This is a genomic window from Aeromonas sp. S18(2024), assembly GCF_041402525.1.
Taxonomy (GTDB): domain Bacteria; phylum Pseudomonadota; class Gammaproteobacteria; order Enterobacterales; family Aeromonadaceae; genus Aeromonas; species Aeromonas enteropelogenes.
Genome location: NZ_JBGLQV010000007.1, coordinates 103,523 through 115,694, shown reverse-complemented (window position 1 = coordinate 115,694; position 12,172 = coordinate 103,523). Strand labels below are relative to the sequence as shown.

The 12,172-nt window shown below is 58.2% G+C and carries 10 protein-coding genes; 9 read left to right on the top strand and 1 reads right to left on the bottom strand.

What is annotated here, in order from left to right; all coding sequences use genetic code 11:
- Nucleotides 1-117 precede the first annotated feature (117 nt).
- Entirely contained in the window at nt 118-1,017 is a 900-nt protein-coding gene (gene oxyR, locus ACB034_RS13420; RefSeq protein ID WP_371173020.1) for a DNA-binding transcriptional regulator OxyR, read from the top strand.
- A 48-nt stretch (nt 1,018-1,065) separates the two neighbouring features.
- On the opposite strand, the gene ACB034_RS13415 is transcribed toward oxyR, so the two are convergent.
- Nucleotides 1,066-3,528, bottom strand: coding sequence for a penicillin-binding protein 1A (locus ACB034_RS13415; protein WP_124239835.1), 2,463 nt, complete (start codon nt 3,526-3,528; stop codon nt 1,066-1,068).
- Between the two features lie 303 nt (nt 3,529-3,831).
- Between ACB034_RS13415 and tapM the strand changes: the two genes are divergently transcribed.
- The 8 genes from tapM (at nt 3,832) to ACB034_RS13375 (ending at nt 12,153) form a co-directional block, all read left to right on the top strand.
- Nucleotides 3,832-4,896: a PilM family type IVa pilus assembly protein TapM gene (tapM, locus tag ACB034_RS13410; protein WP_042072281.1), complete on the top strand. Its 1,065-nt coding sequence runs from the start codon at nt 3,832-3,834 to the stop codon at nt 4,894-4,896.
- Entirely contained in the window at nt 4,884-5,459 is a 576-nt protein-coding gene (tapN, locus tag ACB034_RS13405; protein ID WP_026455955.1) for a PilN family type IV pilus biogenesis protein TapN, read from the top strand. The genes tapM and tapN overlap by 13 nt, the downstream gene beginning before the upstream one ends.
- A complete protein-coding gene (gene tapO / locus ACB034_RS13400) occupies nt 5,456-6,052 on the top strand; it encodes a PilO family type IV pilus biogenesis protein TapO (RefSeq protein WP_026455954.1) in 597 nt (198 codons plus the stop codon). Before tapN ends, tapO begins: the two co-directional genes overlap by 4 nt.
- Nucleotides 6,052-6,585, top strand: a complete 534-nt coding sequence (locus ACB034_RS13395) for a pilus assembly protein PilP (RefSeq protein WP_042072277.1) — start codon at nt 6,052-6,054, stop codon at nt 6,583-6,585. Before tapO ends, ACB034_RS13395 begins: the two co-directional genes overlap by 1 nt.
- A 16-nt stretch (nt 6,586-6,601) precedes the next feature.
- Entirely contained in the window at nt 6,602-8,797 is a 2,196-nt protein-coding gene (locus tag ACB034_RS13390) for a type IV pilus secretin PilQ (RefSeq protein ID WP_216992869.1), read from the top strand.
- 191 nt (nt 8,798-8,988) lie between these two features.
- Entirely contained in the window at nt 8,989-9,507 is a 519-nt protein-coding gene (gene aroK / locus ACB034_RS13385) for a shikimate kinase AroK (protein WP_042025672.1), read from the top strand.
- Between the two features lie 14 nt (nt 9,508-9,521).
- A complete protein-coding gene (aroB, locus tag ACB034_RS13380; protein ID WP_042025671.1) occupies nt 9,522-10,601 on the top strand; it encodes a 3-dehydroquinate synthase in 1,080 nt (359 codons plus the stop codon).
- Entirely contained in the window at nt 10,594-12,153 is a 1,560-nt protein-coding gene (locus tag ACB034_RS13375; protein WP_371173019.1) for an SPOR domain-containing protein, read from the top strand. The genes aroB and ACB034_RS13375 overlap by 8 nt, the downstream gene beginning before the upstream one ends.
- The last annotated feature ends 19 nt before the right edge of the window (nt 12,154-12,172 follow it).

The following is a 12,172-nucleotide window of genomic DNA, read 5'->3' as shown; positions in this document are numbered from 1 at the left end:
GGGATTTTGTTATCTGGAGATCGGGTACTTTCCCTTGATGACCTGGGGGCCATGCTTGTTCCAGAGGCCAATCTTGTGCATGCTGATGGCTCTTTTGCCAGTCAGGACTCTTGTTGTATGAATCTTCGCGATCTCGAATATCTGGTGGCACTGGATGAGGAGAAACACTTTCGCAAGGCGGCGGAGCGCTGCTTTGTCAGCCAGCCGACCCTCAGCGGCCAGCTGCGCAAGCTGGAGGATGAACTGGGGGTGATCCTCATCGAACGCACTTCGCGCAAGGTGCTGTTCACTCCGGCCGGTGATGCCATGGCGCATCAGGCCAGGCGGGTACTCAAGGAGGTGCGTGAACTCAAGAGCATAGGTCAGCACTTCTCCGACCCCATGTCGGGAGAGATCCATATCGGTTTCATCCCCACGGTGGGACCTTATCTGCTCCCTCGCATCATCCAGACCCTGCGTGAAAGCTTTCCCCAGCTCGAGTTTTATCTCTATGAAGAGCAGACCCACGTACTGCTGAAACGGCTGGAAGAGGGGGAGCTGGATTGCGTCATCCTGGCCGAAATGGAGGGGATGGAGGGATTTGGCTCCATCCAGCTCTACCATGAGCCGATGTGGTTGGCCGTCCCAAGCCACCACCCGGAGGCCCAGGCCAGACAGGTACCGCTCGGCAATCTCAAGGGCAAGAAATTGCTGATGCTGGAAGATGGCCACTGCCTGCGGGATCAGGCGATGGGTTTCTGTTTTGCCGGTGGGATTGGCGAGGATCAGCGCTTCAAGGGTACCAGTCTCGAAACCTTGCGCAATATGGTAGCAGCGGGTAGTGGCATGACCCTGATCCCGCAACTGGCGGTACCGCCCAATCATGATGAGGGTGGGGTAAGTTACCGCCCGGTGATAGAGCCTGTGCCCGGGCGAACCATCGCCATGCTCTATCGCCATTACTCGGTACGCCGGCCTTGTTTCAACGAGCTGGCCGCCCGCATCATCAAATTGATGGCTGGGCAGTTGACCAAATAAAAAAAACCGGCAGCCAAGGCTGCCGGCTCTGTTTTTGCTATGCGGGGATCAGAAGATATCGTCGGTCGAGACGGGGCCTTCGCTGTTTGTGTTGTCACCACCATAGACCTGGTTGCCGTCCGAGCTGGGAGAGGCATAACGGGTCGGTTCTGTCCCCTCCTTGAAGTACTCATTCGTACCGCCACCAGCGGCCAGCAGGCCGGTTTCGCTGTCGATCCTGACCGTCATAATCCCCTCTGGCACAGGCATCTTGTGCTCGGGTACTCCCTTGAGGGCGACTTTCATGAAGTCGATCCACATGGGTTGGGCAGTACCGCCCCCGAACTCACCACGGCCAAGGCTGCGCTGATGGTTGTCAAAACCGATCCAGGAGGTGGCCACCAGCTCAGGGGTATAGCCGGAAAACCAGGCATCCCTGGATTCGTTGGTGGTCCCCGTCTTGCCGGAAATATCGTGACGTTTGAGGTCACGGGCAGCACGCCAGCCGGTACCACGCCAGCCATTGCCACCCCAGATGGCGCTCGTCAGGGTGTCGGTGATGAGGAACGCGCTCTCGGCACTGATGGTGTGGGGTGCCAGCATGGGGGCAAGGGGCGCCGGATGAGCGTCAGAGCCGGGCTGTTGTGTTGGCTGCGACTCGGGCAGCAGCGCTGCTTGTTGTTCGCAATCGGCACAGGCAATCACGGGGTTGGCCTGATAGAGGATGTGTTCCTGGCTGTCGGTCACCTTGTCGATAAAGTAGGGGGTGACCAGGAAGCCGCCGTTTGCCAGCACAGAGTAACCGCGCACCACCTCGAGCGGAGTAAATTCGGCAGCACCCAGTGCCAGCGACTCATGCGGGGAGATGAAGTCACGCGGGAAGCCGAATCGGGTCAGCCCGTCGATGTAGGTATCCAGGCCAATGGCACGCATCAGGCGTACTGACATGACGTTCTTGGACTTGGCCAGCCCTATGCGAAGGGGGGTGGGGCCTTCATAGATGGCGGGCGAGTTTTTCGGTTGCCACATGGGGCCCTTGGACGGATCCCACTGGTTGATCGGGGCATCGTTGATCAGGGAGGCCAGGGTATAGCCGTGCTCCAGCGCTGTGGCGTACAGGAACGGCTTGATGTTGGAACCGATCTGGCGGCGTGCCTGATCGACCCGGTTGAACTTGGACAGCTCGAAGCTGAAGCCACCGACCACGGCCTCCAGGGCGCCATTTTTCGGGTTCATGGCGACCAGTGCCCCGTTGACGTCCGGGATCTGCGCCAGCAGCAGCTCTTCGCCCTGCTCGCGCACCCAGATCTGGGCACCCACTTTCAGGACATCACGAGCCGATTTCGGTAGATAGCTCTGGCGATCGTCGGTGATAAAGGAGCGAGCCCACTTGATGCCATTCCAGCCAAGCTCTGCCTCCTTGCCATTTTTCAATACCAGGGTGGCATTGCGATCCCCGAGCTTGGTCACCACAGCGGCCATCAGCGGCTCGTAGGTGGGCTGCTTGGCAAGGTGTGCCACTATCTGCTCATAATCCCAGGCCGGTTCACCCGCTTTCCACAACTGTGCAGCCGGGCCGCGATAGCCGTGGCGCATGTCGTAGTCAAAGACGCCGTCGATCAATGCCTGTTTGGCTGCCCGCTGACGCTCCGCGCTGACCGTGGTGTAGACATGCAGACCCATGGTGTAGGCATCTTCGCCAAACTGTTCCACCATCTTCTGGCGAACCATTTCACCGAGATAGGGAGCGTTCAGGGTCACCTCGGCGCCGTGATAACGAGCCTTGATCGGCATCTGGGATGCTTCATCAAACTGGGCACGAGTGATCTTGCCAGTCTCCAGCATCCGGCCCAGCACCACGTTGCGGCGAGCAAAGGCACGCTCGGGAGAGCGGATGGGGTTCAGCATGGAGGGCGCCTTGGGCAGACCGGCAATGATGGCGATCTCGTCCAGCCCCAGATCCTTGACCTCTTTGCCAAAGTAGACCTGAGCCGCAGCCCCGACCCCGAAGGAGCGGTAACCGAGGGGGATCTTGTTGAGGTAGAGCTCGAGGATCTCGTCCTTGGTGAGGTTCTGCTCGATCCGCCAGGCCAGGAACACTTCCTTGATCTTGCGAACGAGCGTCTTCTCGTTGCTGAGGAAGAAGTTGCGGGCTACCTGCTGGGTAATGGTACTGGCACCTTGGCGAGCCTGGCCCGAAATGGCCCAGACAGAAGCAGCACGGATGATGCCAATCGGGTCAATCCCCGGGTGCTCATAGAAACGGGCATCTTCGGTTGCCAGCACGGCATCGATCATCTGCTGGGGGATTTCGTCAAGGCGCAAGGGAATACGACGAATTTCGCCATATTGGGAGATCAATTCACCATCGCGGCTGTAGACCCGCATCGGGGTCGCCAGCTTGACGTCACGCAGGGCGGTGACATCGGGCAATTGGGGTTTGATATAGAAATAGATGCCGATGAGGCTGGCAACACCCAGCACTGCACCCAGCATCATGACAATAAACAGGCGAACGAGCCATTTCAGCATGGAAGAACTACCAATCGTCTTAAAATTAGCCAACGGGCGCAGAGTATAGCCCTTTTGCCATCTGGAATTCGAGGTTTTCCTGTGGCCAGCGACCCACCTAAGAAGGGAGGCGAGAGGTTAGCATTACGGGGAACAATAACCAAGAATGGGATCCCCTCGGTCAGAAAGCGAGGTGGGTCACTTTTCGGTATAAACTTTATGACATTGATACTTAGAGCATTTAGGATTAATCAACCCGTCCTCTTGTGACGAGTGTCCTACACTCAATTCGGGAACAGAACCCCATAACGCATGGATGTGTATATGTTTGGGCTATTTAGCAAAGGCTCCCTCCTCCCCTTGGTGGGCGTTGATTTTGGCAATCAGACCATCAAGGCCGTCACAATCAGCGGACGTCCCGGCAAACTGCACATAGATGCGGTGGCCGATATCGTTACCCCGAAAGGGACTTTGGTCGATTATCAGCTGCAGGATATCGAGCGGGTCAGCCAATCCCTCAAAAACCTCAAACGCCAGCTCTCGGGCCACAGCGACTATGCCGCCACGGCGGTGACGGGCTCCAACGTCATCACCAAGGTGATCCAGATTGATGCCAGCCTGAGTGATAAAGAGCTGGAAAATCAGGTTCAGCTGGAGGCCGAACAGATCATCCCCTTTCCCCTTGATGAAGTGAGCCTCGATTTCGAGGTGCTGGGCACTACCAGCAACAATGAAGATCGCCAGGATGTGCTGCTCAGTGCAGCCCGCACCGAGAGCGTCAATGGCCGGGTCAGCGCCCTTGCCGAGGCCGGTATTGTCGTCAAGGTCGTCGATGTGGGAGCCCATGCGTTGGGGCGTGCCGTGTTGGCCTGCTTGCCTGAGTTGAAGGAGAGCGATCGGCCGGTCGGGGTGATCGATATCGGTGCCAGCGCCATGACCTTCGCCGCTTTGGTCAAGGGGGAGGTGATCTACTCCCGTCTGCAGAACTTCGGTGGGGATCAATACAGTCAGGCGCTCTCCTCTTTTTATGGGATGGCGCTGGATGAGGCGGAGCAGGCCAAGATCAAGGGAACCCTGCCGGTCGACCACGAACTCGATGTACTGATGCCTCATATCAATGCGCTGCTGCAACAGGTTCGTCGCAATATCCAGCTGTTTTGCAGCTCTTCCGGTTATCGCGAGATTTCGAAGCTGGTGCTGACCGGTGGGGGCAGCCTGCTGCCGGGTCTGTCACTACAGGTGCAGGAAGAGGCCAATTGCGAGGTGTTGCACCCGGATCTGTTTGCCATGTTTGGCAAACCCAAAGGGGAAGCCGAAGCGACCCACGGCGCTAAATATATGACGGCATTCGGGTTGGCTCTGAGGAGTTTCACGCCATGTCAAATATAAACCTGCTGCCATGGCGTGAAGCCAGGGCCCAGCGGCAGAAGAAAGAGTTTGGCGCCCTGCTGGGGGCATTTGTGCTGGTGACGGTGGCATTGGGATTTGGCGCCGACTGGTTGGTCAATCGTCAGGTCAGTGCCCAGCAACAGCGCAATCAGCGACTGGTGCAGGAGATGGCTATCCTGGATGCCCAGTTGGGCGAGATCCGCTTGCTCAAGGAGCGCCGCAAGGAGTTGATCGACCGGATGCAGTTGATCGAACAGCTGCAGATGCGCCGCAACCTGCCCGTCCGCCTTTTTAATCAGTTGCCCTCCCTGGTGCCCAACGGGGTTTACCTCAACACGCTCTCCATGCAGAACAACATCATCGATGTGAATGGCAAGACCGAGGCCTATGGTCGGGTTGCCAGCATGATGCGCCGTATCGATGGCTCGGGTTGGCTGAGCCAGTCGAAGATCAGCACTATTTTTGCGGCGGATGTCGCCCCCGTATCCCTGAGTCAATTCTCCATGATGTTTCTGGTGGCCAAGGCCTCCGCGACTGACGATGCGGCCAAGGAGGGCAAATGAATCTTCAGCAATTGAACGAGCTGGATATCAATGACATCGCCAGCTGGCCGAAATGGGCCAAAGGGATCTTCATCTTTTTTTGCTGTGCGTTGACGGGAGGCGCCCTCTATTACTATGTGATCGCCAATTCGCTGACCCTGCTGACTCAGGAGACCGACAAGGAGACCGAGCTGAAAGCCCAGTTTGAAAGCAAGGCGATGCTGGCGGCAAACCTGGGTGCCTACAAGGAACAAATGGTGACGCTCGAGCAGATGGTCGATACCCAGCTCAAGCAACTGCCCAATACCCATGAAGTGGCGGGCTTGCTGGACGATATCAGCTTTATCGCCACCGACAACGGTTTGAAACTCAACCGGATCAACTGGGAACCCGAGGTCAAGCATGAGTTCTCGACCGAGCTTCCCATGCGTATCGAAGTGGTGGGCAGTTACCACGAGATCGGCAAGTTCACCGCGGACATGGCGGCCTTGCCCCGTATCGTCATTCTCGACTCCTTTACCCTGGGACAAAACAAGGATGCAGGGGATCTGATCTCGATGTCGATGCTGGCCAAGACCTACAAGTACAACGGCAAGACAGGGGAGGCGAAGTAATGAGACGCATCTGCTGGTTGTTGCCTGCCTTGCTGCTGGCTGCCTGTGGTGGCCAGGAGGACATGGATGCTTATGTGGCTCAGACCAAGGCACGCCCTCCCGTCCCTATCGAGCCTCTGCCAGAACTCAAACCCTTTTCTCCCATGGCATACCAGCAGCGTGAGCTGCGCAGCCCCTTCATGGCACCGCAGCCGGAGGCGGCTGGCGGGGGGGACAACAGTGCCAAACTGCAACCGGATTGTGCGCTGGTGGTGAAGGATCGTGAAAAGGAGATGCTGGAAAATTACTCCCTTGCCAGTTTGTCGATGCAGGGTTCTTTGGGCAAAACAGGGCAATTGTGGGCTCTGATCCGTACGCCGGATGGTCAATCGGTACGGGTAGGCCTCAACCAATATATGGGTCTGGATCAGGGGCGCATTATCAAGATCTCCGATACAGCGGTGGATTTGCTGGAAACCATTCCGGATGGGAAGGGGTGCTGGGTAACAAGAGAAACCCAGTTGGCCATGGCCAATATGCAAGAAAAACAATAATCAGGGACGAACAGCAATGAAAACAACAAGAGAGTGTGTAACCAAAGTGGCTCTGCTGTTTTGTGCCAGTGCCTTCTTCGGCCAGGCCTGGGCGGTGGCAACCCTGCAGGAAGTGAAGGTGAATCCCTTGCTTGCAGACCAGTTGCAACTGGAACTCAGTTTTAGCGAGCCTGTCAGCGGCTTTACCGATCGCCTCTCCTACCAACCCAACCAGCTGTTGCTGCATGTGCCCGGTGCGGTGGGTGCATTGAAAGTGAACCCCTTGCCGATCCAGCGCCAGGGGGTTGACAGCATCAAGGTGGAAGGCAAGGGCGCCGGGCTCGACATCAAGATTGCTCTCGATCAGCTGGCGCCCTATCAGGTCAGGCAGCAAGGCAGCAAGTTGCTGGTGTCGCTGGGGGAAGGGGCATCTTCCTCCTCTCTTGGCAGCAATGACAGTGCATTGTTGGCACCCGCAGTCACCGCTTCGACGCCCGCTTCCTCCCCGTCGGCACTCATCAATACCCAGGTGGTCGCCAAGTCGATGCCGGCGACAGCGCCGGTGGCTGCCCCGACAGCCTCCAAACCCGTGCTCAACAGTTATCAGAGCAACGGCGGCGGAGCCTATTTCAACTCGGTGACCGGTGTTGATTTTCGCCGCGGCAAGGATGGCCAGGGTGAGTTTCTGGTGACGCTGGACAACAGCTCGGCGGCCGTGGATGTGAGCAGCCGGGGCCAGACGGTACTGGCCAAATTCCACGGCACCCGGGTGCCGGATGGCTTGCTCAATCTCATCAATGTGCAGGATTTCGCGACGCCGGTCTCCCAGGTGGAGGTATCGCGTCAGGGCAACGATACCCTGTTTGAGCTGTCGGTGAATGGCCAGTTTGACTATCGCTACGATCAGGCTGACAAGCTCTTCATCATCGAGGTGAAAAAGCGCGCAGCTACCGCTGCCAAGCAGTATCAGGGCAAGCCCATCTCCTTGAACTTCCAGGATATCCCCGTTCGTACCGTGTTGCAGTTGATCGCCGATTTCAACAATCTCAACCTGGTAACGACCGATTCGGTCGGGGGCAACATCACCCTGCGGTTGGATGGCGTGCCCTGGGAGCAGGCCCTCGACATCATTCTGAAAGTGCGGGGGCTGGACAAGCGGCTGGATAACAACATCCTGCTGGTGGCTCCTGCCGACGAGATTGCGACCCGGGAGAAACAGCAGCTTGAGAGCCGAAATCAGGTGGCGGATCTTGCCCCGCTCTACACCGAATATCTGCAGATCAACTACGCCAAGGCATCCGAGGTGGCTGCCCTGCTGTCATCCGACAGTACCAAGCTGCTCTCCCCCCGTGGCGCCGTGAGCGTGGATGAGCGCACCAACGTGTTGGTGGTCAAGGATACGGCGGATGTGATCAGCAGCATCAAGCGGATGCTCGACATTCTCGACATTCCGGTCAAGCAGGTGGTGATCGAAGCCCGCATGGTGACCATAGATGATGGCTTTGACGAGGCCCTCGGGGTGCGCTGGGGGGTAACCAAGAACGACGGGCACGGCAACAGCACCTCGGGCAGCATCGAAGGCAATGATAGCTCCGGCAACGATAACGGTGTGTCGGCCATCACCAGACCCGGCGCCGATGACAGGTTGAACGTCAATCTGCCGGTGACCAATGCGGCCGGTACCCTGGCCTTCCAGGTTGCCCGTTTGGCCAATGGTACTCTGCTGGATCTCGAGCTCTCTGCTCTTGAAAAAGAGAGCAAGGCCGAGATCATCGCAAGCCCCCGGGTTACCACGGCCAACCAGAAACCGGCGCTGATCGAGCAGGGTACCGAGATCCCCTATGTGGAATCCTCCTCCAGCGGGGCGACCTCTGTCACCTTCAAGAAGGCGGTGCTGAGTCTGAAAGTGACGCCGCAGATCACCCCTGACAACCGTGTCATTCTCGATCTGACCGTGACCCAGGATACCAAGGGTGAAACCGTGCCGACCGGTACCGGCGATGCCGTCTCCATCAACGCCCAGTCCATCACCACTCAGGTGCTGGTCAACAATGGCGAGACGCTTGTGCTCGGCGGCATCTATCAGCAGACCATCAAGAGCGATGTGACCAAGGTGCCGTTGCTGGGGGATATCCCGGGGTTGGGGGCGCTGTTTCGCAAGACCACCAGCGAAAACAAAAAGCGCGAGCTGCTGATTTTCGTGACGCCCAAGATAGTGACCGACGCTTTCTGAAGGCTTTACATGTGAAGGTAAAACACATATAACCTTACGCCCCAATGAGGCTGGGGCGTAAGGGCTGCGGTTGCCAGTCCTGATTTCTATTGAGATAATCCCCCTCCTGATCCATCGCAAGATAAGGTTCATAGGTACCCCGATCCAGCATTTATCGGGGTCGTACAGTTTGTAATTACTAACGAAAAGACATGGCTGAGAAACGCAATATTTTCCTGATAGGTCCCATGGGTGCGGGCAAGAGCACCATAGGTAGACATCTGGCAGAACAACTGCATATGGAGTTTTTCGACTCAGATCATGAGATTGAGCGCCGCAGTGGTGCTGATATCAGCTGGGTGTTCGATGTTGAAGGCGAAGAGGGTTTCCGTATTCGCGAAGAGAAGGTGATCGGCGAGCTGTCGGAGCAGCAGGGTATCGTGCTGGCGACCGGTGGCGGTGCCATCAAGAGCCGCGAAACCCGCAACAAGTTGTCTGCCCGCGGGATCGTGGTCTATCTCGAAACCACTATCGAAAAGCAGCTGGCGCGCACCCAGCGTGACAAGCGTCGCCCCCTGCTGCAGACCGAAGAGCCGGCACGTGAAGTGCTCGAGCGTCTGGCAAAAGAGCGCAATGCCCTGTATGAAGAGGTGGCCGATTTTGTGGTGCACACCGACGACCAGAGCGCCAAAATCGTTGCCAATCAAATCGTAAAACTGATCGGTATGTAATCTAGAGGACGTCCATGGAACGGTTGAAGGTCGAACTGGGTGAACGCAGCTATCCCATCGAGATAGCCGCAGGCTTGTTGCAGCGCCCCGAGGTGCTGGCATCGGCCATCAAGGGCAAGCGGGTGATGATAGTGACCAATACGGTCGTCGCCCCTCTCTATCTTGAACGGGTCAGCGCCCTGCTGTCGGATTTTCAGGTAGAACACCTGATCCTGCCAGATGGCGAGGCCTACAAGAACCTGGCGACCTTTGAGCAGATCATGTCTGCTCTGCTTGAAACCAACCATGGGCGTGATACTACGCTGATCGCCCTGGGGGGCGGTGTGATAGGGGATGTGGTGGGCTTTGCGGCAGCAAGCTATCAACGTGGCATTCCTTTTATCCAGATCCCGACCACACTTCTCTCCCAGGTTGACTCCTCCGTCGGCGGCAAGACCGCCGTCAATCATCCCCTCGGCAAGAACATGATCGGGGCTTTCTATCAGCCCAGACAGGTCATCATCGACACCGAGTGCCTGAGCACCCTGCCTGCGCGTGAATTTGCCGCCGGAATGGCCGAGGTGATCAAGTACGGCATCATTTGGGATGCCGAGTTCTTCAGCTGGCTGGAGCAGAACATGACCCGTCTGCAACGGCTGGACCCTGCCGCCCTCTCCTATGCCATCAAACGCTGCTGCGAAATCAAGGCCGATGTGGTCGGGCAGGACGAGACCGAGCAGGGGGTACGTGCACTGCTCAATCTGGGTCATACCTTTGGCCATGCCATCGAGGCCGAACAGGGCTATGGCAACTGGCTCCATGGCGAGGCCGTTGCGGCCGGCACCATGCTGGCGGCAGACACTGCGCTGGCCAGGGGGGAGATGACCGAATCACAGGTGGCACGCGTTCGCGCCTTGCTGCTGGCGGCCAATCTGCCCATCAAGGCCCCGGCAGAGATGGATTTTGCCGCCTTCATTCGCCATATGCGCCGCGACAAGAAGGTCCTCGAAGGCAAGCTGCGCCTGGTATTGCCGGTGGGTATCGGCCATGCACAGGTGGTGGCCGATGTCTCTGATGCCGAATTGTTGGCGGTGATCGAGTCTGGACGTGACTAATAATAAGCTGCTTAAGCTTCCTTCCCAGCGGCAGCTGGTTGACCGGCTGCTGCATCTGATTGAATTCAATCACCCTTTCATTTTTCTCTCCGGTAAACCGGGCAGTGGTCGCGGCACTCTGTGCGAGACCCTGATCAGCCAGTTGCCGGAAAAGGTACGTGTCGTCAGCCTGATTGGCACGCCGGCCATGAAGATGGCGGATGTGCGTCAGCTGCTGCTGCCCCAGGTGGTGGCCCGTCCCCTGTTTAATCCTCAGGATGCGCTGGCAGACAGCTTCTTTCGCATGCTGGAGGGGGCCAAGCCGGCGACCCTGCTGCTGATCATCGAACGGGCCGATGAGCTGCCCGCCGACGTGCTGGGCGAGCTGTGGGCCATCAGTCGTCACAACGATACTCTGGCAGCGCCGCACCAGCTGGCCATCCTGGTCTCGGGCAGTGACATCTGGTGTCGTAGTCAGCGGCCACTGCTCAAGGGACGCGCCATGCCGCCCCTCGAGCTGGAGGTCCAGCCTCTGAGTCCGCCGGAGCAACGCATCTTCTTGTACGAGAAGGCCAAGGAGCTCAAGATCCCGACAGCCCTCTTGCCCAAAGTGAAAGTGGAAGAGATCCTGACAACGGCAAGTGGACACCCGTCCACCATCATGCAGTTACTGGAGGATATCATGACCGACAGAAGGCCCAAGAAGCGTCAGGCAGAGCTGCCTGTCAAAAAGGTTGCCCTCTCTATTGCCGCGCTGGCGGCTGGCCTGCTGGCCCTGAGCTATTTGCTGCCGGCCCTGTTTGGTGGTGACACCTCCACCACCCCTCAGGAATCGACTCAAACGACGGCCCTGCCGCCTCCGGTTCCGGGCGATTCTCCCGTCACCACGGGTGGCGCTGATGACGGAGCCGCCAAGGGACAAGATGATGGCGCAGCTACGAATCCCAACTCCGTGGTCAAGGATTGGCAGCCGGAGGCGAAAGTGCTGCCCAAGTCGGTAGAGAGTGATACCGTCACTACCGAGTCCACCAACTATGAAGGGCGCCGGGTGGTGATCTCCGATGAAGTCGTCCAGAAGTTGATGACGGATCCCGGCGTGAGCGGTGCCCTGCCGACCGAGGTGGTCGACGAGCTGACCGGCAAGAGCACAGTAGCCAGCGGCGCCGTTGCCAGCGCGGCAAGCGGCGCACAGCAAAAGCCTGTCAAGGCAGCCGAGCCTTCGGCCACTACGAGCCAACCGGCCGTTCAGCCGGCGGCTGTGCCGGCTCCCAAGGTGGCCCTGACCCCGGTGGCGACCCTGAACAAGAAGGCACGCAACCACTACAGCATCCAGCTGATGGGGGCGAGCAACACCAAGGCGGTGGATCAGTTTGTTGCCGAACATGGTTTGTCCGGCAAGGTCTGGGTTTATCAGACCCAGTTCCGCGGCAGCCCCTGGTTTGTGGTGCTGCAGGGGGACTACGCGACCCTGACCCAGGCCAAGAGCGCGATCCGCAAGCTGTCGCCAGCCCTGCTGAAAGGGCAACCCTGGCCCAAGTCGTTTGCTCAGGTACAAAAAGAGCTGAAGCAATAGCCTTGATACCGGATAAGGG

Excerpts from the sequence above, each read along its gene's own strand:
- oxyR (WP_371173020.1), top strand. The coding sequence starts at position 118 with ATGAATCTTCGCGATCTCGAATATCTGGTGGCACTGGATGAGGAGAAA.
- ACB034_RS13415 (WP_124239835.1), bottom strand. The coding sequence starts at position 3,528 with ATGCTGAAATGGCTCGTTCGCCTGTTTATTGTCATGATGCTGGGTGCA.
- tapM (WP_042072281.1), top strand. The coding sequence starts at position 3,832 with ATGTTTGGGCTATTTAGCAAAGGCTCCCTCCTCCCCTTGGTGGGCGTT.
- tapN (WP_026455955.1), top strand. The coding sequence starts at position 4,884 with ATGTCAAATATAAACCTGCTGCCATGGCGTGAAGCCAGGGCCCAGCGG.
- tapO (WP_026455954.1), top strand. The coding sequence starts at position 5,456 with ATGAATCTTCAGCAATTGAACGAGCTGGATATCAATGACATCGCCAGC.
- ACB034_RS13395 (WP_042072277.1), top strand. The coding sequence starts at position 6,052 with ATGAGACGCATCTGCTGGTTGTTGCCTGCCTTGCTGCTGGCTGCCTGT.
- ACB034_RS13390 (WP_216992869.1), top strand. The coding sequence starts at position 6,602 with ATGAAAACAACAAGAGAGTGTGTAACCAAAGTGGCTCTGCTGTTTTGT.
- aroK (WP_042025672.1), top strand. The coding sequence starts at position 8,989 with ATGGCTGAGAAACGCAATATTTTCCTGATAGGTCCCATGGGTGCGGGC.
- aroB (WP_042025671.1), top strand. The coding sequence starts at position 9,522 with ATGGAACGGTTGAAGGTCGAACTGGGTGAACGCAGCTATCCCATCGAG.